Consider the following 24,671-nt stretch of genomic DNA (forward strand, 5'->3'; position numbering starts at 1 on the left):
TTCGATACAAATCTTAAAAATGAGAAAATCCACATTATCTTATTGTCATTTTTTTCATTTATATTCAAGCAAATTCTAATTGTCCAACCGAATGGTAAGTACGATTAAAATACACCAGGCTTTGATCCTGTTCGCTCCGTTGAATCGCAACCACTCGGCACATCAAGATACTGTGTGTCCCTACTTGTTAGATATTCTCGATTTCACAGTCGAAATTCACTAATGCATCGTCTAATACAGGTGAACCTGTTTTTAGCGGTCCAAGAACCTAATTGAAATCTTCGTTCAGAACTGAATTTGCTGGATGCGAATGCATTGGAAATCTGTTCGTGCTGTGGACCTAAGACGTTCACTGACAAAATTTTGTTCTCAATAAAATGCACATGTGATCGAGATGACTGATTCATACAGACCAGCAATGTGGGTGGCGTATCGGTCAAGCTGCATACCGCAGATGCCGTAAAACAAAGATGAGATAAATTCACTATAGCCGAATTATTTGTATGAATACTTACTTAAAATTAAATAGGACAAAATACAGTTTCTCATTCAAACATTAATGTAGATCTGATGTGTGCTGAAAAAACAGGAGGTTTTAACTTGGTAAACTAAACACACTCATCAGGAGTTTACCATGAGCAAGAAATACAAGACTTACACCACAGAATTTAAAGCTGAAGCCATCAAATTAATTGAAGCCAATCAAGGCAATGTCTCGGAAACAGCTAGACAACTTAGCATTTCAATGCAAACTCTTTCAAATTGGAATACCAAAGCAAAGGCTGGAACTTTAGCAGGTACAAAACAGTATTCACCTGATCTAAACGCTCTACTCGAAGAAAATAAAAAACTCAAACAACAGCTCAAAATAGCTGAAATGGAACGTGAATTTTTAAAAAAGGCAGCAGCGTACTTTGCCAAAGAAAGTCAGTAAGGTACGCCTATATGAAACAAAAAAGATATTCATTTCCAATTACCTTAATGGCTCGATTACTTCATGTTTCAGTTTCATGTTTTTATGATTGGCTCAAGAGAGGCGTGAGCAAAAGAACGATTCAACGAAATCAACAGACGATATTGGTGAAAATAGCCCATGAGGAGACAAGGCAGAGCTATGGTTATATTCGATTAACCAAATACTTACAAGCTCAGGGCATAAAAATGAGTATGTACGCTGTACGTCAGATAAAAGCGCTGAACCACCTGTATTGTAAGCGACACAAGCGTTTTAAAAGGACTACGAATAGTGACCATAATCGAGCGATCTATGAAAACCTGCTGGAGCAACAATTCTCAATGACTAGACCAAATCAAGCATGGTCAAGTGATATTACGTACATATGGACTGTTGAAGGATGGCTGTACTTAGCAGCGGTAAAAGACCTTTACACGAAGCAAGTGGTTGGCTATAGCTTAAATGAGCGCATGACAACACAGCTTGTTTGTAATGCGCTAAATATGGCTATTCACAATCAAAAACCAACCAAAGAACTGATTGTGCATTCAGACAGAGGAAGTCAATATTGCAGCCATGAATATCGAAATATACTTGAGCAATATGGTTTTCAAGGTTCAATGAGCAAGCGCGGAGACTGTTACGATAATGCACCGATTGAAAGCTTTTGGGGAATACTGAAAAATGAGTTAGTGCATCATTACAACTATCAAACCAGAGAAGAAGCCAAAGCAGATATTATAAAATACATTGAGTTATTTTATAATCATCGAAGAATTCAAAAGGGTTTGGGTTTTAAGACACCAAATCAAATGGCCGAAGACTTTTATAAGTTGGCTGCCTAAAATCTCCCAAGGGAAAGTCTCCTGATAATTCAGCGTATATCATCTGGTATGAAGCAGCTATATCCAGAAAATCCATTTCAATATTTTGAAGAAATCCGAACCAAAAATGTGCTTGCTCCCTCTGCTGTGCCCATTAAAACGGAGATGTTACCGATTCAACATTTTATCACTACGGCGCAGCAGCACTGGGGAAAATCAGAATTTGACAATATTACCGTGAAGCAGCCGAATACCCAGCTGGCAAAGATTACCTTAACCGAATTGAAAGATCATTCTATTACCCGCAATCAGGCACAACTCGTATTAAATGCGACGACGGGCAAATTGCTTGAAAACACTCGTAATGACAGTGCAATTGCTACCCTGAATGCCGGAGTATATGGTTTGCACATGGCACGTTTTGCTGAACCTGTTTTACGTTTAGCCCTATTTTTCTCAGGCATATTAGGCTGTGCCATGATCGCTTCCGGATTATTGCTCTGGAGCCTGAAACGGCAGATGCAGAAAAAATCGGATCGTTTTCACTTTGGATATTATCTGGTGAATCGTCTGAATATCACCATGATAATTGGTTTACCTATTGCCATGCTGGCTTATCTTTATGCAAACCGTTTAGTTCACATTCCTGGAGGCACAACAAATTATGAAATCTATATCTTCTTTGGTATTTGGCTGAGTAGTTTTATCTTGGCCTGTTTAACGCCACAACTGCATTTATGGAAAACGCAGCTTAAAATTCTCATCTGTGCCGCTTTTATGCTTCCATTCATCGACCTATATTATTTATGGTCTCAGCATTATCTGGATTCTTTTGCAAACTATTGGCTGTTTTTGCGTATCGATCTGATGCTCTGGATCTTGGCACTTCTCGCTTACTTCCTACATCAGAAAATTACACCTATCCAGCAAAAAGCTGTTCATAAAATTCAGGCCAAGCTTAAAACTGCACAGCAGGAGTCTTCTTCATGATATGGATGGCAATAGTAGGGCTGATCTGGATGGCCTGTTTTGGTTTTTATGCAGTGAGTGAAAAACAGATTTTAAAAACCAGACAATCTCGATATTCTTTTCTTGTGAGTTATCCGGTCATCGTTAAATTGATCTCAGGCAGTCTTTTACTATTGGTATTGTCCCTTTTACGAACTCAATTCAGTAGTAGTATTAGCTTTATGGCACTTTGGGTTTTTATAAGTCCAATCGTATTTATATTTATTCTGAAGATGAATAATTTAAAACAAAGAAAAATTTAAAAGTTTATAAAGGCCTTAAGAATAAGATATAACTAAGTATATGAGGCGAGAAAATGATTTTTCCGCCTCATAAATATTAGCTTATATACATATCTGTTTAGAACATCATTCTTAAACCGATTCCATAACGCCCACCCTGTTCAGAATCAGATGCGTCCTGCCATGAGGTGTGCTCATTACCCTTGGAATATTCATAAGCAATATCAAGATAAGGCATGATCTTTTTATTGATTTCATAACGAGTTTCCAGACCGAATGCCGCATGACTTATTCCAGTCTTTTTGGCATTGGCTGCTTTATCCTTCAGAATGAGGTCAACTTCAAAATAAGGCTGCAAAATCAGTTTTTGTGTGAGTAGCAGATCACGTTCTGTTTCCAATTCAAGCCCGATAAAATCATCTTCACCAAGATACAGATGTGTATTGGTTTCAAAGAAATACGGCGCCAGTCCATGGAATCCAAACACTGCATCTACATGTTCACTATCTTGCCCAGCATTAGGCTGCCCCAAACTTTTCTGACGATAGCGAAGACCCGCCTGAGCATCCCAGAAATCTGAAATATTCCGGCTATACAGAGCTTGGACTGCATATTCTGTTGTTCTGGATTCTTGTTTGTCAGCTTTGAGTTTAATGAACAGTTTATTTTCATCCGTGCCAATCCGAAGCTCATTCTTAGACTGTAAACCTCCCTCACCTTCTGAATTTTTGATCCATGTATTGTCCAGTTTGACCCACGTATAAATTTGCCCTCCATGTTCCTTGCGATGATCATGTTCGCTGGAATAGGTTGAAGCTGAATCTGGAATTAAATTTTCAGCAACTTCCGGTGCTACAGAAGTTAAATGATGCTCTGACGATTGGAGTGATTGTTGATGATGCATCGAATGATCAGCATGCTGTTGAGAACTTTCTTCAGCAAAAACAGCAATATTTCCCAACGCCAATACACTAGCCAAAACAGGTTTCAAACAAAGATTAATGGTGCGCATGAGCATCTCCTTGTTTTTCTGCTGGTTTTGGCATGTGATGATTGGAATGATCTTCTCGCACAGTATCCTGAGTCGAAACGCCATTTTCCTGAACATTTGCTACAATCAGTTTATTCATCATGCCGGCAGTCATGTGATACAGCAGATGACAATGAATCGCCCATTCACCTAGTTCATTTGCAGTCAGCAAAGTCGTAACGGTTTTTCCAGGTGGGACAATCACTGTATGTTTATTCGGCATATCTATTGCAGACTGGCCATTTTCGAGCTGCATGAACATGCCATGTAAATGCATTGGATGCGCCATCATACTGTCATTGATAAATTTCAGCCTGATCCGTTCCCCAAATTTCACTTTGAGCGGCTCTGCTTCATTAAATTTTTTGCCGTTCATGGTCCAGATATACCGTTCCATGGTGCCGCCTAAACGAATCACCAATTCGCTTTCTGCTTCGCGAATATCTTTTTGCGGGGTCAAAGATTTTAGATCGCTATATTGCAAAGCTTTATGCCCTACCGGTGTAGAGGCATTAGCCCAGCCGTAAACTGGTTGCTGCGTAGAAGTTTTGGCGTCTTTTTCATGTTGCATATGCCCGGTCATATTTGAGTGATTCACATGATCTATAGCGGATGAAGTATCTGAATGCTCGGCATGATTATCTTCCCCTTGCTCGATCACTTTGGCTGATGCATGCTGCTCATGCCCCATCATCGAATGTTTAGTAGCTGTTTTGACATTTATGTCATGACTAGCATGATTCTGATGATTCATCTGCTCGTGTTCTTCACCCTGCATGTTGCCATGTCCCATATCTTCCATAGTCAATAAGGCACGAGGACGGGATATAGGTTTGTGTATGGCATGATGAACTGGCTTTAACTCATTCTGTAAGCTGCCAATCGCAAAACCAGAACGGTCAATCGATTCAGCTTCAATCTGATAGTGTTCCGCAGCGGGCTCCACAATCACATCATAGGTTTCTGCGGCACCAATGCGGAATTCATCGACAACTACAGGTTTGACAGGCTGCCCGTCTGCACTGACCACTGTCATTTTTAACTGTGGAATACGCACATCGAAAAATGACATGGCAGAGGCATTGATAAAACGCAGTCGCACTTTTTCATTCGGTTTAAACTGTGCCATCCAGTTCTGTTCAGGCGTTTTTCCATTCACCAAAAAGGTATAGCCGGTTACATCAGACAGATCGGTTTTCAGCATGCGCATCTGATTCCACATTTTGCGATCATTCCAGGTGGCTTTAAGCCCTTCCCGTTTGATTTGCTGAAAAACATCGCCCAGAGTTTCACGCTGATTTTGATAATACTCGGCAGATTTTTTTAAATTATTCATGATCTGCTGGCCGGACTGCTCATGAAATTCTGAAAGCATGACCACATAATCACGCTCGGTATGCTCATGTGCAGGAACTTCCGCCTGGTTTTTGGGATAGATCACAAAGGCGCCATAAAGGCCGTCCTGTTCCTGACCCTTGGAATGGGCATGATACCAGTAGGTTCCACTCTGACGAATTTTAAAGCGATAGACAAATTCCTGATCAGGTGCAATGCCCTGAAACCCGTTAAAACCCGGGACACCATCCATCAGGCCGGGTAGCAATAAACCATGCCAATGAAGAGAACTTTCTTTATTTTTTAGCTTGTTTTTGACGCGAATAACAGCTTCATCACCTTCCTCAAATTCCAGTAAAGGTGCAGGAAATTTACCGTTAACTGTAATACGTTGTACCGTTTTACCAGTGATATTGACTGGACCTTCATCAATAACCAGCTGATATTCTTTTACAGCAGCAAATAATGAAGACGAGATCACTAAACTTAAGCCCAATAATAGGCTTTGACTAATTTTAATCGACATAACTTAATCCTTGATTTATTAAAATATAAATATCGAGGATTAAGCTTTAGGTGGGCGCAGTATTTCCTGCCAATACCCGGCAAGGTGCTTGGCTTGATAATTAGAAATAAAAGTAGTTTCTAAGGCATGAATCTCAGGGAGAGTTAACTTCGAAATTTCCATATCGATCCAGCTACTCAGGTTATGGCAAGAGCTATAAATACAATCCGGACAGTCATCTTTGTGCTCGTTTAAGTCGGAGTGGCAATCCATGTCCTGACTCATATCATGAGCAGAACTATGCATAGCTTGATGCTGGCTATGTAACTTCTCTATTTTTGCCATTTCCTGACAATGGGAACTCATCTGCTTGGCTGACGTTTCCAGATGCATCGTTTTTACTGAAGCAACAGACATGCCGCTCCAGCCTACGGCGAAGACCATAAGCATCACAAACCAGATCTGTTTAAAGAACTGTCTGAGCACGATGCACCCTGAAAATATAAAAATGAGTTAACCCAAATAGCATAAGGTGGAATATTAAAATTCGCAAACTTTATAAGCGCTTAATTTAAAGATTAATATTTTGTTCCTGATAAATTGATCACTTCTTAAAATAATTTAGCGGCAGCTTCAAATAAGACACACCATTGTTTTCTGGCATTGGAAACTGTCCTCCATTCATATTGATCTGGATCGCAGGCAAAATCAGTCTAGGCATACTTAGACCCGCATCACGCTGCTCTCGCATCTGTACAAATTCAGATTTGCTAATCCCTTCACGGATATGAACGTTTTGCTGTTTGTGCTGCTGAATCGTCGTTTCACATTGATATTCATGACGTGACTCTGGCAAATAGTCATGACATAGAAATACCCGGGTACTTTCCGGGAGTTGAAATAGCTTGTGAACAGAATCATATAAAACCGAGGCACTGCCATTTGGAAAATCACAACGAGCCGTGCCATAGTCAGGCATAAACAGTGTATCCCCTACAAAGACGGCATCACCAATCACATAGCTTAAACAGGCAGGTGTATGGCCTGGCGTAGGAATATTATAAACTTCCAGTTCTCCAATCTTGAAATGCTCACCATCTTCAAACAGATAGTCAAAAGGCTGATGCGCATTGATCTGTTTCATGTCCAGATGATAAATCTCGGTAAAAGTTTCCTGCGCCAGCGAAATTTTCTTACTGATTGCAATCTTGCCGCCTAATTGCTGTTTCAGATATGGGGCGGCTGTCAGATGATCAGCATGAACATGGGTTTCCAGAATCCATTCCACGGTCAAACCTTGTGATTTTACATAGGCAATCATCTGATCGGCATGCTCGGTCGATGTGGTGGCAGACGCAGCATCGTAATCCAGCACGCTATCAATAATGGCACATTGGGCAGTTTGAGGATCATTCACTACATAACTAAAAGTATTGGTATTTTTATCAAAAAATGCTTTGACGTGTGACTGCTGTGTCATATTTATACTCCTGCCCATTTACGGTGAATCCAGACCCCAAACATCATAGCTGCGATAAAATACAAGGCTTGATAATGTCCCAAACCAATCAGGGTAAAACTGGGTGCCGGACAAATGCCTGCAATTCCCCAACCGATACCAAATAATAAACTACCCGACAGCAGTTTAGGGTCAATCTTTTGATGCTTTGGTAAATCAATGGATTCATTAAATAAAGTGGTTGGATTTGGATTATGTTTAGCTTTCTGGAAAGGAATAAAAGCCACCAGAATAGCCCCCATCATGACAAAGGCAAGGCTGGCATCCCAATCCCCAAACAGATCCAGAAAATCCAGAACTTTTTCAGGATTAGACATGCCTGAGAGCATTAAGCCGACTGAAAACAGGCCACCAAATAGAAAAGCGAATAGATTTTTCATTTAGATAGCTCCAATCAGATGACGAACAACATAAACCGTGATAAATCCCGCCAGCATAAAAGACCCGGTCGCAACAAAGGAGCGATTTGACAGACGGCTAATCCCACAGATGCCATGCCCACTGGTACAACCTGAGCCTAAACGTGTACCAAAACCGACCAGCAAACCGGCAATGACCATCATCCATGGGCTGGCATTCAGCTCAATTTCTGGCTGAAACAAAACGCCGTAGATAAATGGAACTATAAATAGTCCTGCTAAAAACCAGACCGCAGGAGTTTTGAAAATCGTCTTTCGATTAAGTACTTGCCCAACCAAACCACTCACGCCCACAATATGGCCATTGACATACAGATAGCCGACCACTGAAAGACCAAGCAGTAATCCACCGAGAAACGCTGCCAAAAAGTCATGCATGAGCATATCCTACTTACAATATATATTTTTATATTATATAATTAAAAATATTAATCAAGACAGTTTTTGAATATTGCGTGAGTAATACAAATACAGGTTTTTATATGACAGCAGATGAATCTCAGACACGTATTGATTTTTCTCAGGCTCATGTGGTGAGCGAACGCTTAAAAGTGTTGTCGAATTCTGACCGTCTGAAAATTCTATGTGTACTGGTCGATAGTGAAATGAATGTACAACAGATTGAGCTACAAACTGATATTCACCAACCTACTCTCTCGCAACAACTTACCGTACTCCGAAAAGCCGAAATGGTCAGCACGCGTCGTGAAGGCAAACAGATTTTTTATCAGCTTTCCGACCCCAAATTACTCACCCTGATGCAAACCTTATATCAGCTTTATTGCAAGGCTTAAGTGATAAGAAAAATCTTCATTTATCTATAATTGAAGAATAAAACTTCTTAACTATTTAAAAGTTAAGTACTTTCAGGAATATCTGCTGGAGCTGTTTTGGTATCACTTTGAATCAGACCGTCAACTAACTTGATAGTGCGGTCACAACTAACAGACAAGCGCGGATCATGAGTCACCAGCAAAATGGCACAGCCCTGTTCCTTATTTATTTTACGAAACAGTTCAAAAACTTCAGACGCGGTCTGGGTATCCAGGTTCTCGGTTGGTTCATCGGCCAGTAACAAGGCAGGTTCTGTAATGAGGGCCCGAGCAATTTCTTAAAAAGAAACCCGATATTTCATTCTAGAAGTCGACTTTAAATAACTCGAACATACAGTTTTAAAGTGTCAATTTAAGCTAAATGTATAAATGCTAAATCTTGCACAGGTTCTGTTATGAAATGTTGAGTCTAATTTAATCCCAACTAAAAGCTCCTAATATATTTTTTCATCAAGAGCAATCAAGGAAAAAATATGAATAACTATCCTGAAACTCCAGCTTCAACTGAAACCCAGGCTCATCAACCGGGTGACCAGACTAAAATGGATCCTACCCCGGAAGTCATTAAAGATAATTATAAAGGTAGCGATAAATTAAGAGGCAAAGTAGCACTCATTACAGGTGGTGACAGCGGGATCGGTCGCTCTGTATCAGTATTGTTTGCCCGCGAAGGTGCCGATATTGCCATTTGCTATCTGGATGAAGACCGGGATGCGCTTGATACAAAAAAAATGGTTGAAGCAGAAGGACGCCGTTGCCTGTTGATTCAATGCGATTTACAGCATCCTGATGAAATCAAAAAAATGGTTGAGCAGACCCTTCAGGAATTTAAAACCATTAATATTCTGGTAAATAATGCAGGTGTACAGTATCCGCAGGACAGTATTACTGATATTTCTCCAGACCAGTTATTCAAGACCTTTAATGTCAATATCCTGTCTATGTTCCATCTAACTCAGGCGGTGCTTCCGCATATGCAGGCAGGTGATAGTATTATTAATACGACCAGTATCACCAGCTATCATGGGCATGACACGTTGATAGACTATTCGAGTACCAAAGGCGCGATTACTTCTTTTACCCGTAGCTTATCTACCAATCTGGCGAAAAATAAAACCGGAATTCGTGTAAATGGTGTTGCACCAGGCCCAATCTGGACACCACTCATTCCAAGTAGCTTTGATGAAGAACAACTGGAAGATTTTGGTAAACAGACACCAATGGGACGTATGGGACAACCGAGTGAGGTCGCTCCTGCCTATTTATTTCTGGCCAGTGAAGAAGCCAGCTATATTTCAGGTCAGGTCATTCATGTAAATGGCGGCAGTATTATTAACGGCTAATCAAAGTTTGAAAGTAGATAGCGGTCTTTTAGGTCGTTATCTACTTTTTTATTAATTACTTGATATGTTTTAGATTCAGACACCTTTCAAAGGACAGAATTTGATGAATATCAATAAAATTCATCTTAAAGCTATAAAACAATTCAAACAAATCCTGACAGATGGTTACCCGCGCTAAAATCATCCCTTGTTATAGTGATTTCAGACCCTACCTGATGAGGATAGTAAAATGTCTAGAGGTGATAAATCGGCTTATACCGAAAAGCAAAAACGGCAAGCTAAGCATATTGAAGACAGTGAAAAAGATCGTGGTCGTTCTGAAGACGAAGCAGAGCGTATTGCCTGGTCGACTGTGAATAAGCAAGACGGCGGTGGCAAGAAAAAGAAAAACTGAGCTATCCAAAGTTCAAGGAAAGTGATGCTATTGATTTAGCATCATTTCAACTATCCAGATTTTATTCTTTTTATTTTTAAACAATCGAAAAAATCTGATTGCGTTAGGAAGTCAGATTCGTTCCTTTGTTTCGTTATTTCATCAAGTCATTCAAGATAATTTTAAGGAAAAATATGAAAATTCTGATTGTATTAACCTCACATGATCAACTTGGCGAAACGGGAAAAAAACCGGATTCTGGCTCGAAGAACTCGCCGCGCCTTACTACACTTTTATTGATGCAGGTGCAGACGTAACATTAGCCTCTCCTGCTGGTGGCCAGCCACCACTTGATCCAAAAAGTAATGAACCTGATGCACAAACCGAAACAACCAAACGTTTTGAAGCAGATGAAGTAGCCATGCAGGCACTTGCCAATACGCATAAATTAAGTGAAGTGCTAAATCAGGATTTTGATGCGGTCTTTTATCCGGGCGGTCATGGACCGTTATGGGACCTGGCCAAGGACCAGAATTCTATTTCCTTAATTGAACAGTCTCTACAGGCTAATAAACCTGTGGCACTTGTCTGTCATGCACCGGGTGTACTTCGCGATGTTAAAAATGCAGAAGGCCGACCTATTGTCGAAGGTAAATCAGTGACTGGCTTTAGTAATACCGAAGAAGATGGTGTTGGCCTGACTGATATTGTGCCATTTTTAGTTGAAGATACACTAAAAGAAAAAGGCGGACAGTATTCCAAGGCTGAGGACTGGCAGGTGCATGTACAGCAAGATGGCTTGTTAATTACCGGACAGAATCCGGCATCTTCTGCCGCAACGGCTGAGGCGCTGTTAAAGTTATTAAAATAAGATTTCATCCAGATATAAGTCATTGTAGGCCAGTTATTTATTTACTGGTTAAAAACCCTGATGTGATGTCACATCAGGGTTTTTATTAGTTTTATGCCGAAATTCTAATTCGCTACTGCTGCTGTTGATGCAGTTTGTTTGCACTCATATTTTAACTGTTAGGACTCAGGTTTTTTTATTTAAAGCAAACTATGGGACAGCAGTGATCGAAAGATTCCTTTTTTATTTTGACTATGTCATTCCTTAACAGGCTTTAGCATCCGGCTGCACGGTTTTAGGCAACTCACGACGTAGAATTTTACCGACTGCAGACTTTGGCAATCCAGACACAAACTCAATATATTTTGGTAGCTTATAACTGGTCAGTTGTAGTCTCAGATAAGTCATGACTTCATTCTCAGTCAGACTGGTATCCTGTTTTACAATAAAGGCTTTCGGGACTTGTCCAGATTTTTCATCATTAACCCCAATGACAGCACATTCCAGGATTTTCGGATGTTTGGATAAAACACCTTCCAACTCATTTGGATAGACATTAAAGCCGGAGACCAGAATCATGTCCTTTTTACGGTCCAGAATGGTGATATAACCCTTCTCATCCATACAGCCGATATCACCTGTCAGGAAGAAACCATCTTTGGTAAATACCTGTGCTGTTGCTTCCGGTTGCTTCCAGTAACCTTTCATCACCTGAGGGCCGCGAATAGCAATTTCTCCAGCCTGATGAAGTGCTACAGGTTTTCCTTCATCATCCAGAATCTGAATTTCTGTGCCTGCCAATGGCAAGCCAATACTACTGCTAAAGCGCTTGCTTAAAGGCGGGTTAAATGTTGCCGTTGGTGAGGTCTCAGAAAGACCGTAGCCTTCATAGATATGACAGCCTGTGACTTCATACCATAATTCTGCCGTGTTTTTTAAAACAGATGCACCACCGCCTGTCGTGGTTTTTAGGCGTGAGTGATCCAGCTCGCGGAAACGTGGATGATGAGCCAATGCATTAAACATGGTATTCACGCCCGGAAACACCGTCGGAGGATGTTTATGATATTGATCGACTAAAGCATCCAGATCTCTTGGATTTGGAATCAGCACATTGGCAAAACCTCGACTTAGTCCATAACTGAACAGGCAGATGGTAAAACCATAAATGTGATACAGCGGCAAGGCACAAAACACATATTCATCTTCTGTGGCATAACGATCGCCAAAATGGCTGATAAACACCGTACTGTTCTGGGCAATATTAAATAAGATATTGCGATGACTGAGCTCAGCACCTTTGGAAACACCTGTAGTTCCACCGGTATATTGCAGAATAACGGTATCTTCCTGCTGCTGTACAGGCGCTTCAAAATCAATGACCCGTACCTGATCGATGGCCTGTTTAAAGTCAGAAAACTGTTTTCCTGAATATTGCGCAGCCTGTCTATAAGTTGAAACAGGCTGATCCTGAATGAAATCGAGCGGATAGGTAGAAATTACATGTTTCAGTGCAGGACATTCATCCAGATTATTTAACTGTTTTAAGGTTGAGCCTAGAATAATCAAGGCTTCTGCTCCTGAATCCTGCACTTGATGATACAGCTCGCGTTGGGTGTACATCGGGTTTACATTCACCAGAATATAACCTGCGCGAATAATCGCGAAAGTCGCAATCGGATATTGAATAATATTCGGCAACATCACAGCGATCCGGCTACCGGCCGCCAAGCCTAGATTCTGTAGGTAAGTAGCCAGTTTCTGGCTATAAACATCAATCTCCTGATAGCTGAAATTTCGATCCAGATAAAAAAATGCAGTCTTATCTTTAAACTTAAGTAGATTCTCAGCAATTGTCATGCTCAAAGTTTTATCAGGGTCAGGCCAGGTAAATTCCGGATTGACGTTCCATTTTTTATATTCTTCCATCCATGGCTGACTTGTCATTACAGCACTCCTATCCTTGATTTTAAATTTATTTTGTATCGTGAAACTTTATTTTGATTAAAAAATAATAACGTTATCTTTCCTCCCAAATCAATGCAATATTTGGCTAATTTCAAATTTTTACAAATAAAATCACGAATTTTATGGCTAATTATTTGGATATATTTTATCAATTAATAATATGACATTTCTTATAGCGAAATAATAAATCAGTAAAAGCAACAAAAAAATGTGGATTCATTCTTATAAAACAACAATGTAAAAAGAAAAGGATGTCGATGATGACGTATGAAACTTCAGTGCTAGAAGCTGAACAGGCCACAGTTCAGCCTAAAAAAATATGGATGACCGCGTTTATTCTATGTTTTCTTATTTTACTTGCAGACGGTGTTGATCTGGCTTTCTTGGCCTATAGCCTCACCAGTATCAAAGCTGAATTTAATTTAACCACGGTTCAGGCAGGTGCCTTAGGGAGCTGGAGTCTGGTCGGTGGAGTGATTGGCGGTTGGGCCTGTGACCGTTTTGGCCGGGTGAAAGTTATTGTATTTTATATGATTCTTTCTTCAATTTTATCTTGCACTTTGGGTTTTGTAGAATCTTATCATCAGTTTTTAATTATCCGCAGTATTGCAGCTATTGGACTGGGTTCCCTATACATCGCCTGTAATACCTTAATGTCAGAATATGTTCCGACAAAATACCGGACGACTGTTCTGGCGGCACTTATGACCGGTTTTACCTTAGGTTCATTATGTGCAACTTTACTGGCGGGCTGGATTATTCCTGAATATGGCTGGCGTATGCTGTACTGGATTACCATTTGCCCGATCGTTCTGGCTTTTCTGCTTTATTTTCTTGTTCCTGAGCCGGATTCATGGCTACGTTCACGTGAATTAAAACGTCAGGAAGCAGCTAGCAAAGTTAAGGTGAAAAAAGAGAATCCTTATAAAGTCATTCTCAAAGATAAAAATCACCGCTGGATATTTTTACTATGGATTTTAAGTGCAGGTGCCCTGCAATTTGGCTATGCCGGTTTAAGTAACTGGTTACCTGCCTATCTCGAATCGGATCTGGGCATCAGCTTTAAGGCCATGACTGGCTATATGGTTGGCACGTTTATGATCATGATTTTTGCCAAGATCGTCGCCGGGATTCTGGCAGATCGTTTCGGACGACGTGCCTTGTTCGCTTTTGGAACCATGGGCACAGCCCTGTTTCTTCCGATTGTAATTTATTTCAATACACCGACCAATATTTTGTACCTGATGCTCATGTTCGGCTTCTTGTATGGTATACCATTTGCCATTAATGCCACGTATATGACTGAAAGCTTCCCTACTTCGATTCGTGGTACGGCTGTAGGTGGTGCATTCAATATAGGCCGTATCGGAGCAGTATTTGCACCACTCACTATTGGTTATTTTGCTCATGGAGGCTCAATTGGAACGGGTCTACTGGTAAATGGCAGGTGCCTATTTTATTTGCGGTCTGATTCCTGCACTGTTTATACGTGATCGCTTATATGATCCGCAAAAAGCAGATTAATCTCTATCATCTTTTGATAAAAAACCAGTCAAATAGACTGGTTTTTTTAATGAATAAATTTAAAAATCAGACAACTTTTCTCTGAGCATTTTCTATATATTCATAATGGTAACCACTGCGAATAAAATGCTGGTTTTTATCTCTGAAAGAATGTGCATAATCCGGCCAGACCAAAGTCAGTTTGCGACTCACCGGGTCCAGATACCAGCTTTGACAGCTTTCTGATAACCAGACACTGCCTTGGGAAAGTTGCTGTAATTCCTGCATATAGCGATTTTCGGCGTTCTGATCGGCTTCAAAAACCTGAATCTGTTGCTGTTCAAAAAATTGCAAGGCGTCCAGTACCAGATCAAATTGGGTTTCCAGGAAATAAAGCGCTGAGTTATGCCCACTTCCGGTATTGGGACCATTCAGAATGAACAGGTTTGGAAAATTATGGACTGTCGTAGATTGATAACCCTGCATACCACTAGACCATTGCTGCTCCAAGCTTAGGCCATGTTTACCCACTACCTTTGCGGCATAAGGTGGTTGTGCTGCTTCAAATCCGGTAGCAAAGACAATAATATCTGCAGGAAATTCATTGCCGGACTTGCTGATCACGCCATCCTTATTCACTTGAGCCAAAGCTGAATCTTCAAGCGTGACATTCGGTTTTAGAAAAGTCGGATAATAATCATTGGACAGCAGTAAGCGCTTACAGCCCGGTTCATAATTCGGTGTGAGTTTCTGCTGTAATTCAGGATCTGGAATCTGGTGTTTCAAGAATTGTAGGCAGTTTTTTTTGACCCGCTCAATCTGGCTTTTCAGATTACGGCGCTGGGCAAAATTGTATTCATTACCCCAGAACAAGGAATGTCTTAACGCCGACATGCTGTCCGGATCTTTGCGGAAAAGCTGTTTTTCTGACTCAGAATAAGGTCGGTCCGGTCGCGGCAAGATATACGGTGCACTACGTTGCAATACGGTCAGACTTTTTGCTGTTTTGGCAATTTCCGGTACAAGCTGGATCGCAGAAGCGCCTGAACCTACGACGACCACACGCTGATTATCCAGATTCACTTCGTGATTCCAGCGTGCAGAATGCATCACCTGACCTTGAAATTCATCCAATCCCGGAATTTGTGGCAGATGTTCATCTGCCAGATGCCCGGTTGCTGTAATTAAAAAATCTGCCTGATACAAACCGTTAGAGGTCTGGATTTCCCATATACGTTTTTCGGTATTCCAGCTGGCTTTTTCCAGTTGTGTATGAAAATCAATATGTGACCGGATATTTTCCTGATCACAGCATTGGATTAAATAACGCTGAATTTCTGCCCCTTGCGGAAAGACACGTGACCAGTTGGGATTTTTAATAAACGAGAAAGAATATAAATGTGATGGTACATCACAGGCGACGCCGGGATAGGTATTATCCCGCCATGTTCCGCCTACTTCTGCTGCACGTTCAATGATTTTAAAATCGTGAATGTCCTGCTGTTTAAGACGGATCGCCATTCCTAGGCCACCAAAACCACTGCCTACAATTAAAATCTTGCTGCGCTGTCCTTGAGCCTGCATTATTTTTCTCCTTTTTAAGGCATCATGGGCTGGATTTTTTGATTCGCCGGATACTGCTCTGGATGCTGGCTAAACTGATTAATTAGCTGCACAACTTCTGCTGGCGCTTCAATATGAATCGCATGTCCCGAAGAAATTTCGATATAACGGCTATTCTGAATCGAAGCAAAGAGTAATTTTGCTTGCGCTAAAGGCACCATACGATCTTCACGACAGGCCACGATCAAGGTCTCAGCAGAGATGTCCGGCAAAATGGCGGTGATATCAATGCGATAATTCAGTTCACGCTGTTTAGCTGCATCTTGAGAAGGTTTGACGAAACGTGCCAGATCAAGCACCTGTTTTTCAGTACGAGCTGACAGATAGTCATCGCTATATAGGCAATAATTCACGAAATGCGGCAATGCTGCAGATTGATCATTAAATAACTGTTGCCAGATGGTGGTTCGTAGTTGTTGCACCGAACTGGTTTTTGCCCAACCGGCTAACAAAATCAAACGTGCCACGCGCTGTTTAAGACTTGCAGCCACTTGTGCAGCAATCACGGCACCGAGTGAATAACCCACCACAGTAATAGCTTCATCTTCTTCAACTGCATGATGGATCAGTGCTTCAACTTGGTGACTAAAATCAGTCACTGCCAGATCGGCTTTATCCGGGGTATACAAATCAATGGATAAAACCCGCTGATGAATACCGAGCATAGGGAAAATATAACTGAAATGTTTGTCGGTATTTCCACCTGTGCCATGAATCAGAATAATGGTGGGATATGAGGATTTCTGTCCGACTTCATGATAAGTGAGTTGTTGATCACCATAAGGACATTGTCGTGTAATCGTGTCTAAATCCATATAGACTCCTGATCTTGTTGTTTTATGGCCGATGTAATACTGAAAAGTACCCATCGATATTGAATATTGTGCAGGATGAAAAAATAGAAATTAAAAAAAGACCCACGATCGAGAGATTGATCGTGGGTAAAAGAATTAATCGAATTTAAACTCTTCAGGAGTCAGTAGGAACAAGCTCTCACCACCGGCCTGAATATTGGCAATGTGGCTTGAAGTTCTTGGCAGAATACGTGCAAAGAAGAATTGTGCGGTTTTGATCTTCGCTGCATAGAACGGATCAGTATTGCCTTCTTCAATCTTTTGCTGAGCCGTAATCGCCATTTTTAGCCATAAATATGAAGACACTACATAACCAGAGAAATATAAGTAATCGACTGATGCCGCACCGATTTCATTGGCAGACTGTTGCGTCTGAGACTGAATGGTTTTGGTTAATTCTAGCCATTGCTCAGTCAACTGGCTCACTTGTGCCACTTGCTGGTTAAACTGGGCATGTTGCTGATGTTCTTTTACAAAGCCCTGAATCTCATCTGTTAATGCAGTCAATAAACCTAGTTTCGAACCCAGCACTTTACGAGCCAGTAAATCAATAGACTGAATTTCAGTGGTACCTTCATAGAGGCTAGCAATACGTGCATCACGGGCAATCTGTTCCATGCCATGTTCAGCAATATAGCCGTGTCCACCAAAGACCTGCATACCGTGTTTGGCTGCTTCTACACCCGTTTCAGTCATTAATGCTTTAGCAATTGGGGTTAATAATGCCAGACGATCTTCTGCGGCTTTTTTCTCTTCAGGATTATCTGTTGCTTCAGCAATATCTGCATACGTAGCCAGATAATAAGCCAAGGCACGTGAACCTTCTGCAAATACTTTCTGAGTCAGTAACATATTACGTACTGCCGGATGCACGATGATTGGATCCGCAGGCAGATTTGGCTCTTTCGCACCTTCAAGTGAACGCATCGCCAGACGGTCTTTGGCATAAGCCAATGCACCTTGATAAGAAGATTCAGCTGCAGCAAGACCCTGAATCGCCGTTCCAATACGCGCAGAGTTCATAAAGGTAAACATGCAGTTCAAGCCGCGGTTTTCAGGCCCGATCAGGAAGCCTTTGGCATTGTCAAAATTCAGCACACAGGTCGCATTGCCATGAATACCCATCTTGTGTTCAATCGCGCTACACACCACGCCATTGCGAGAAGCCACATTCCCAGCTTCATCCAGATTGTATTTAGGCACGATGAACAGTGAAATACCTTTGGTGCCGGCAGGCGCATCCGGTAAACGTGCTAATACAATATGCACGATATTTTCAGCCAGATCATGCTCACCTGCAGAAATAAAGATTTTCTCACCGCTGATGCTGTAGCTACCATCTTCATTTGGCACCGCTTTGGTACGGATCAGGCCCAGATCAGAACCCGCATGTGATTCAGTTAAACACATGGTGCCTGTCCAGCGGCCTGCAATTAAAGGTACCAGGAATTTCTGTTTCTGTTCGTCGCTACCATGATGTTCCAAGGTACGCATCGCACCATGTGACAGGCCTGGATACATACCCCAAGACCAGTTGGTCGCTGTGATAATTTCTGAAATGGCAATACGGTATAAAGTCGGGAAGCCTTGGCCGCCATATTTTTCATCACCAGTTAATGAAGTAAAGCCGAGTTCTACATATTTGTCATAAGCCGCTTTAAAACCATCCGGTGTAGTTACGACGCCATCCTGCAAACGGCAGCCCTGCTGGTCGCCTGTTGCATTAATCGGTAGAAGTTCGTTTTGGCAAAAGTCCGCAGCGACTTCCAGATATTGTTCCATAATATCCATAGAAACTTTGTCTGCAAACTTTGCATAGCCTGTGTATTTCTGTTCAACATTGAGCAGATCTTTCAGGACAAACTTCATGTCTTTTAATGGCGCAATATAATTTCTCATCGTAATTCCCTTGTATGAGTTCTAATTTGTATATTTATGACAATTAATTTCATAATACGAAATTATGTTTTAGGTCGAATATAATATAAGTTCATGGATAAAATCTAGTCATGACATAAAAAATCACATTTAAAAAATTAAAACTTTGGTATAAAAAAGCCATTCGGTAATGAATGGCTTTTGATTAAATGATCAAAATGAAACGATCTAGCGCGGGAAAAACTGAGCCAAACGTTGCTGAACAATCTGTTCTGCTTCTTGCATGATAGTGTCAATCAGCATTTGACAGGTTGGAATGTCATGGATCAATCCCATTACTTGACCTGCTGTCAGTATGCCTGCATTAACATCGCCATTTTCCAAAGCCAGCTTGCCTTTTAAGCCACTGACATAAGGGCGAATCTGTTCAAATTCCAGATTTGGATCTTCACCCATTTTAACGACGAGATCAGATACTGCATTCTTCGCAACACGCGCAGTATTCCTGAACTGACGGTAAAGCAGATGCGTTGCCCGTTCATCATTGTCGACATAAAACTGCTTGATATTTGGATGGATCGGCGCTTCTTGTGTGGCACAGAAACGTGTTCCCATATTGATGCCTTCTGCACCTAAAGCAAGTGCTGCCACCAAACCACGACCATCCGCAAAACCACCACTGGCTACAATCGGTACAGTGAGTTGATCAGCGGCTGCTGGAATCAGAATCAGTCCAGGAATATCGTCTTCACCCGGATGACCAGCACATTCAAAACCGTCAATCGAGATCACATCCGCGCCGATTCTTTGTGCTGAAAGTGCATGACGTACCGAGGTACATTTATGAATCACAATGATGCCATGCTGTTTAAAGGCTTCAATGTGTTCATGTGGTTTGTTGCCTGCCGTTTCTACAATCTTGATTCCACTTTCAATAATAGCCTGTCGATATTCGGCATACGGCGGTGGGTTTACAGCGGGCAATAAAGTCAGATTTACTGCAAAAGGCTGATCTGTCATTTCACGGCAGCGTGCAATTTCCTTGGTCAGCGCTTCAGGTGTAGGTTGTGTCAATGCCGTCAGCGTTCCCAAACCACCTGTATTGGAGACTGCACTGGCCATTTCTGCAGTACCGACCCACATCATGCCGCCCTGAATAATCGGATAACGAATGCCTAAAAGCTCGGTAATACGCGTTTGAATTTTCATGAATGCTCTCCTTAGCGTCCGGTAAATTGTGCGGGGCGTTTTTCGACAAAGGCCTGTACACCTTCTTTATAATCCTGACTACTCAGGGCCAGATATTGCAGGTTTTGTTCCAGCTCCAGTTGCTGATCCATGCTATTTTCAGCACTGCGTTGCAGCGCCTGTTTAGTTAAAGCCAGTGCATAGGTCGGCTGTTGTGCCAGTCGCTGTGCAAGTTCTTCGATATAAGCATCAAATTCTGCATCAGGGATCATTTTCCAGATCATGCCCATTTCAGCAGCCTCTTTGGCATGCACAGGTTCACCGAGTAAGGTTAATGCCATAGCGCGTGCATAACCAATTAAACGCGGCAACATCCAGGTACCGCCGGCATCAGGAATTAAGCCGATTTTAGAAAAGGCTTGAATAAATTTGGCACTTTCCTTGGCAATGACCAGATCGCAAGCCAGTGCGATATTAGCCCCTGCACCGGCAGCCACACCATTTACCGCTGCAATCACAGGTTTAGGGCTTTTGCGAATCAGGTTGATCAAAGGATTATAGTATTTAGCCAGCGAACCCTCTGGTGGCAAAGGTACATTGCCAAGCTGTCCAGCCCGTTCTTTTAAATCCTGCCCCGCAGAAAATGCCCGGCCATTACCCAGAATCACAATCACCCGAATATCCGGATTCGTATTCCAGCTTTTCAAAACCTGTTGCACTTCCTCATGCATTTGCCGGTTAAAACTGTTCAGTGAATCTGGCCGATTAAAACTTAAAGTAGCGACGCCTTGCTGAACCTGAGTCTGAATCATTTCCCACATCATCAATTTCCTTATTTTTTTATCTGTATCCCTACAATTAATAGCCTTTATTGACATCCACCTGATGACACAAATCCAGGCCTTGATTTAAACGGCGGTCATTTTCCAGAATCTGCTCTACCACCACAGACATTGGGGCATGTGAGGCCACATGTGGTGTCACCACAATTTTTTCGTGCTGCCAGAATGGATGGTCAGCAGGCAGCGGTTCCTGCTCAAATACATCAACAATCGCACCACGCAGATGACCAGAATCCAGTGCATCCAATAAATCCTGCTCGATTAAATGCTGGCCACGCCCGACATGAATCAAAACTGCCTGTTCAGGCAGTTGCTGAAATAATTCAGCAGAAAGAATCCCGGTATTTTCTTCGGTAAGGGGTAGCAGGTTAATCAGAATCTGACTTTGAGCCAGGAACTCGGAAAGCTGTTCTTGGCCCACATAACTTTTAACTTGATTGATATCTTTTGGGGAATTCGACCAACCAGAGACTTGATAGCCCATGTCAGCAAAGCGTTCTGCTACGTATCCGCCCATATGCCCCAGTCCCATAATCCCGATCTGGATATGATGGCTATAACTTTGACGATACTGTTTCCAGAGCTGCTGCTTTTGCTGCTGGATCATGCAGTCAAAATAACGCTGAAAATACAGCACGCCCCAAAGCAGATAATCAAACATGCCCTTTTGGTGATGTGGATCCAGTACCCGGCAAACGGCTTGATCTGGGCGTACAGCATTTAAGTTTAAATGTTCTACCCCAGCAGCAATCGAATGAATCAGGCCAAGCTTTGGTAGCTGCTGCACTTTTTCCAGATCTGGAAACCAGGCAGCAACTGTGGTTGCCCGTTCAGCTTCAGGGCTGTCCACTGTACAGAAACTGCCTGCAGGCGCATATTTTTGAAAAGACTTGATCAGAATGGCCTCAATATTCGGTACAGAACTGGAAATAACAATCATGATGCATACTCCGTATATTGATGCTCAATCAGGGACAAAGCGGCCTGCCAGGCACGCTGTAATATCGGTTCAATGAGAGGACTCGCGAACTGCTTGGCTGTTTTAATTCGGACTTCTTCTGCTGGATAATGCAATTCAGCACCGCCGCTTAAGGCTTTCACCTGTGCCTGACAGGCGCGTTCCAGAAAATAAATTTCATGAAAAGCCCGTGCAATGGTCTCCCCAGCCGTTAATAGTCCGTGATTGCGTAAAATCATGGCACGATGGTCGCCCAAGTCCTGAATCAAGCGTTCTTGTTCGTCAGTTGAAAGCGCAACGCCTTCATATTCGTGATAGGCCACATGCTGATAAAATTTCATGGCGTGCTGGGAAATTGGGAGAAGCCCGTGTTTCTGTGCAGAAACAGCAATTCCATCCGCGGTATGGGTGTGAATGACACAATTCAGATGAGGATGTGCTTCATGAATCGCAGAATGAATCACGAAGCCTGCCATATTGACTGGCTTGTCTTGTTCATAGCTTTCTACCACCTGTCCTTCATGATTAATCTTCACCAGCGTTGAAGCACGCATTTTTTCAAATGCGACCCCATATTGATTAATCAGAAAGCAGTCAGGCTGATCTGGAACTCTTAAACTGATATGGGTATCAATCAGGTCAGTCATCCGATAATGCGCAATAATGCGATAAAGCGCTGCCAGTTCACAGCGTGCCTGCCATTCAGCAGCTGTAACGAGATTTTTTATTGTCATCATTCCATCCTAGAAAAATATAGCATTTCGATCACTATCTGTTATATCATAATTTTAGAAAAACAGAATATTATTTCATAAAGCGAAATATTTTATTGAAGGGAAACGATATGACTACAGCTCAAATGAATGGACTTGAATATCTAACCGCAATTAAAAATGGCGAATTGCCTGGTTCAGCGATGGGACAACTGATTCCCATGAAACTCAGTGTCGTCCATGAAAACTATGTGGAATATGAAGTTTATCCAGATGAACGTCACTTCAATCTGCAAGGCGGCATTCATGGTGGATTTTGCGCCACTGTTCTGGATAGCGTAACTGGTGCAGCAGTGCATACCACAGTTGATGCTGGTGTCAGTTTTTCCACTATTGACCTGAATGTCAAAATGCTCAAAGCCATGAAAAATGGTGAAACTTATACAGCCATTGGTGAAGTGATCCGGATCGGACGCAATGTGCTGACCTCAGAAGGCCGAATTGTCGACAAAGACGGTAAAATTTATGCCTTTGGTTCAGCAACTTTATTGGTCACTGACCGCAAATAATCCTTACGCTGATTTAATTAATCCCTGCGATATGCAGGGATTTTTATTTCTATATAAATAGTCTAATAAAAAATGCCATGTATATTATCTATACATGGCATTAATACGATGACTAAAGCTGTTATGCAGCTTCAGGGTTTTCAATCACCATCGCCAGGCCTTGACCCAGACCGATACATAAACTGATCACGGCATATTTTTTACCAGTACGCTGTAATTGACGTGCGACGGTTAAGGCCAAACGCGCACCTGAACAGCCCAATGGATGGCCAATCGCAATACCACCACCGTTTGGATTCACACGCGGATCATCAAATGCAACATCCAGACCTTTCAGGCAAGATAACACCTGGCTGGCAAATGCTTCATTGATCTCGATAATGTCCATATCATCTAGCGTCAAACCTGCACGTTTAACGGCTTTTTTGATTGCTTCGATTGGACCTGCGCCCATGATGCGTGGCTCAATGCCAGCGGCTGCAGAAGACAGGATACGAGCTAAAGGTTTTAAGCCATACTGTTCCTGAACTTTTTCACTGCCGATAATCAGTGCTGCAGCGCCGTCATTGATACCTGATGCATTACCCGCAGTGACTACACCACCTTCGAAAAGTGGTTTTAACTTGGATAATGCTTCAAATGTCGAAGATGGACGTGGATGTTCATCTTCAGTCACTAATTTAGGCGGTAATTTACGCCCTTGTGAAACTTCAATTGGGGTAATTTCACCTTCAAAGAAGCCTGCTTCTTTTGCAGCTTGATATTTCGCTTGTGATGCAGCAGCAAAAGTATCTGCCTGTTCACGCGTAATGCCAAACTCTTCAGCGACGTTATCACCTGTTTCTGGCATGCTGTGCGCGCCAAACTGATCAGTAAATTTACGGTTTGGGAAACGTGTACCAATCGTGGTGTCATAGATTTTGGCATCACGTGAATACGCGCTTTCAGCTTTACCCATTACAAACGGTGCACGCGTCATACTTTCTACACCACCTGCAATATACAGCTCGCCTTCACCTGCGGTAATGGCACGTGCTGAATCAATCACAGCGCCCAAGCCTGAAGCACAAAGACGGTTTACAGTTTGACCTGGAACGGTCACAGGCATACCTGCAAGCAGTGCCGCAAAACGAGCCACGTTACGGCTGTCTTCACCGGCCTGGTTGGTGCTACCAAAGATCACATCTTCTACGTCAGCTGCTGGAATACCGGTTTTTTCTAGCAGATTTTTAATGACTGTTGCTGCCAGATCATCTGGACGTACAGTTGCCAGGCTTCCTGCATGGCGACCGATTGGAGAACGTAAACCATCATAAATATAGGCATTTAACATGAGTGT

General features: G+C 42.1%; 20 protein-coding genes and 5 pseudogenes. 8 read left to right on the top strand and 17 right to left on the bottom strand.

Annotated features, from left to right (window positions below; all coding sequences use genetic code 11):
* Nucleotides 1–64: 64 nt before the first annotated feature.
* A pseudogene (locus tag F897_RS17105) lies at nucleotides 65–464 on the bottom strand (flavin reductase); the annotation flags it as partial.
* Nucleotides 465–634: 170 nt separating this feature from the next.
* On the opposite strand from F897_RS17105, the gene F897_RS10300 reads away from it, so the two are divergent.
* Nucleotides 635–1,800, top strand: a protein-coding gene (locus tag F897_RS10300) for an IS3-like element ISAba22 family transposase (protein WP_087748731.1) whose coding sequence is annotated in 2 segments (ribosomal slippage) — nucleotides 635–893 and nucleotides 893–1,800 — 1,167 coding nt in all. Because the reading frame shifts where the segments join, the coding sequence is not laid out codon by codon here.
* 36 nt (nucleotides 1,801–1,836) lie between these two features.
* Nucleotides 1,837–2,769: pseudogene (locus tag F897_RS10305) on the top strand (PepSY domain-containing protein); the annotation flags it as partial.
* A gap of 378 nt (nucleotides 2,770–3,147) precedes the next feature.
* Here the strand turns inward: F897_RS10305 and F897_RS10315 are convergent.
* The 6 genes from F897_RS10315 to F897_RS10340 all read right to left on the bottom strand — a co-directional run bounded on the left by F897_RS10315 (nucleotide 3,148) and on the right by F897_RS10340 (nucleotide 8,215).
* Nucleotides 3,148–4,041, bottom strand: coding sequence for a copper resistance protein B (locus tag F897_RS10315; protein ID WP_005235654.1), 894 nt, complete (start codon nucleotides 4,039–4,041; stop codon nucleotides 3,148–3,150).
* On the bottom strand, nucleotides 4,028–5,920 hold the full coding sequence (locus F897_RS10320) for a copper resistance system multicopper oxidase (protein WP_005235655.1): 1,893 nt from the start codon (nucleotides 5,918–5,920) through the stop codon (nucleotides 4,028–4,030). Before F897_RS10320 ends, F897_RS10315 begins: the two co-directional genes overlap by 14 nt.
* A gap of 39 nt (nucleotides 5,921–5,959) precedes the next feature.
* Nucleotides 5,960–6,385, bottom strand: coding sequence for a hypothetical protein (locus tag F897_RS10325; protein ID WP_005235656.1), 426 nt, complete (start codon nucleotides 6,383–6,385; stop codon nucleotides 5,960–5,962).
* 118 nt (nucleotides 6,386–6,503) lie between these two features.
* Entirely contained in the window at nucleotides 6,504–7,379 is an 876-nt protein-coding gene (locus F897_RS10330; RefSeq protein ID WP_005235657.1) for an MBL fold metallo-hydrolase, read from the bottom strand.
* 2 nt (nucleotides 7,380–7,381) lie between these two features.
* Nucleotides 7,382–7,798, bottom strand: coding sequence for a DUF6691 family protein (locus F897_RS10335; protein WP_005235658.1), 417 nt, complete (start codon nucleotides 7,796–7,798; stop codon nucleotides 7,382–7,384).
* Nucleotides 7,799–8,215: a YeeE/YedE family protein gene (locus F897_RS10340; protein WP_005235662.1), complete on the bottom strand. Its 417-nt coding sequence runs from the start codon at nucleotides 8,213–8,215 to the stop codon at nucleotides 7,799–7,801.
* A gap of 104 nt (nucleotides 8,216–8,319) precedes the next feature.
* On the opposite strand from F897_RS10340, the gene F897_RS10345 reads away from it, so the two are divergent.
* The gene (locus F897_RS10345) at nucleotides 8,320–8,631 is read left to right on the top strand and encodes an ArsR/SmtB family transcription factor (RefSeq protein WP_005235664.1); all 312 of its coding nucleotides are present in this window, start codon (nucleotides 8,320–8,322) and stop codon (nucleotides 8,629–8,631) included.
* 62 nt (nucleotides 8,632–8,693) lie between these two features.
* Here F897_RS10345 and F897_RS10350 read toward each other — a convergent pair.
* A pseudogene (locus F897_RS10350) lies at nucleotides 8,694–8,945 on the bottom strand (ABC transporter ATP-binding protein); the annotation flags it as partial.
* A gap of 198 nt (nucleotides 8,946–9,143) precedes the next feature.
* Between F897_RS10350 and F897_RS10355 the strand changes: the two are divergent.
* The 3 genes and pseudogenes from F897_RS10355 (at nucleotide 9,144) to F897_RS10365 (ending at nucleotide 11,257) form a co-directional block, all read left to right on the top strand.
* The gene (locus F897_RS10355) at nucleotides 9,144–10,013 is read left to right on the top strand and encodes an SDR family oxidoreductase (protein WP_005235676.1); all 870 of its coding nucleotides are present in this window, start codon (nucleotides 9,144–9,146) and stop codon (nucleotides 10,011–10,013) included.
* Between the two features lie 229 nt (nucleotides 10,014–10,242).
* Nucleotides 10,243–10,407, top strand: a complete 165-nt coding sequence (locus tag F897_RS17730) for a hypothetical protein (protein WP_005235678.1) — start codon at nucleotides 10,243–10,245, stop codon at nucleotides 10,405–10,407.
* A gap of 173 nt (nucleotides 10,408–10,580) precedes the next feature.
* Nucleotides 10,581–11,257: pseudogene (locus tag F897_RS10365) on the top strand (type 1 glutamine amidotransferase domain-containing protein).
* 243 nt (nucleotides 11,258–11,500) lie between these two features.
* On the opposite strand, the gene F897_RS10370 reads toward F897_RS10365, so the two are convergent.
* A complete protein-coding gene (locus F897_RS10370; RefSeq protein WP_005235683.1) occupies nucleotides 11,501–13,183 on the bottom strand; it encodes a long-chain-fatty-acid--CoA ligase in 1,683 nt (560 codons plus the stop codon).
* Nucleotides 13,184–13,464: 281 nt separating this feature from the next.
* Between F897_RS10370 and F897_RS10375 the strand changes: the two are divergent.
* Nucleotides 13,465–14,728, top strand: a pseudogene (locus F897_RS10375) (MFS transporter).
* Nucleotides 14,729–14,794: 66 nt separating this feature from the next.
* On the opposite strand, the gene F897_RS10380 reads toward F897_RS10375, so the two are convergent.
* The 7 genes from F897_RS10380 to F897_RS10410 form a co-directional block, all read right to left on the bottom strand.
* Nucleotides 14,795–16,291 carry a flavin-containing monooxygenase gene (locus F897_RS10380; RefSeq protein ID WP_005235687.1) on the bottom strand — a complete coding sequence of 499 codons (1,497 nt, stop codon included), beginning with the start codon at nucleotides 16,289–16,291 and terminating at the stop codon, nucleotides 14,795–14,797.
* A 14-nt stretch (nucleotides 16,292–16,305) separates the two neighbouring features.
* Nucleotides 16,306–17,145 carry an alpha/beta fold hydrolase gene (locus F897_RS10385; RefSeq protein WP_005235689.1) on the bottom strand — a complete coding sequence of 280 codons (840 nt, stop codon included), beginning with the start codon at nucleotides 17,143–17,145 and terminating at the stop codon, nucleotides 16,306–16,308.
* Between the two features lie 135 nt (nucleotides 17,146–17,280).
* Entirely contained in the window at nucleotides 17,281–19,083 is a 1,803-nt protein-coding gene (locus tag F897_RS10390; RefSeq protein ID WP_005235691.1) for an acyl-CoA dehydrogenase C-terminal domain-containing protein, read from the bottom strand.
* A gap of 207 nt (nucleotides 19,084–19,290) precedes the next feature.
* Nucleotides 19,291–20,271: an NAD(P)H-dependent flavin oxidoreductase gene (locus F897_RS10395; protein WP_005235692.1), complete on the bottom strand. Its 981-nt coding sequence runs from the start codon at nucleotides 20,269–20,271 to the stop codon at nucleotides 19,291–19,293.
* Between the two features lie 11 nt (nucleotides 20,272–20,282).
* On the bottom strand, nucleotides 20,283–21,071 hold the full coding sequence (locus F897_RS10400; RefSeq protein WP_005235693.1) for an enoyl-CoA hydratase-related protein: 789 nt from the start codon (nucleotides 21,069–21,071) through the stop codon (nucleotides 20,283–20,285).
* Between the two features lie 37 nt (nucleotides 21,072–21,108).
* Complete coding sequence (locus F897_RS10405; protein WP_005235694.1) at nucleotides 21,109–22,032, bottom strand: 2-hydroxyacid dehydrogenase; 924 nt, start codon at nucleotides 22,030–22,032, stop codon at nucleotides 21,109–21,111.
* On the bottom strand, nucleotides 22,029–22,784 hold the full coding sequence (locus F897_RS10410; RefSeq protein WP_004785712.1) for a class II aldolase/adducin family protein: 756 nt from the start codon (nucleotides 22,782–22,784) through the stop codon (nucleotides 22,029–22,031). The genes F897_RS10405 and F897_RS10410 overlap by 4 nt, the downstream gene beginning before the upstream one ends.
* A 110-nt stretch (nucleotides 22,785–22,894) precedes the next feature.
* Between F897_RS10410 and F897_RS10415 the strand changes: the two genes are divergently transcribed.
* Nucleotides 22,895–23,332, top strand: a complete 438-nt coding sequence (locus F897_RS10415) for a PaaI family thioesterase (protein WP_004785711.1) — start codon at nucleotides 22,895–22,897, stop codon at nucleotides 23,330–23,332.
* Between the two features lie 121 nt (nucleotides 23,333–23,453).
* Here F897_RS10415 and F897_RS10420 read toward each other — a convergent pair whose 3' ends face one another.
* Nucleotides 23,454–24,665 carry a 3-oxoadipyl-CoA thiolase gene (locus F897_RS10420; RefSeq protein WP_005235695.1) on the bottom strand — a complete coding sequence of 404 codons (1,212 nt, stop codon included), beginning with the start codon at nucleotides 24,663–24,665 and terminating at the stop codon, nucleotides 23,454–23,456.
* Nucleotides 24,666–24,671: the final 6 nt, after the last annotated feature.

Source organism: Acinetobacter variabilis (genome assembly GCF_000369625.1).
GTDB classification, from domain to species: domain Bacteria; phylum Pseudomonadota; class Gammaproteobacteria; order Pseudomonadales; family Moraxellaceae; genus Acinetobacter; species Acinetobacter variabilis.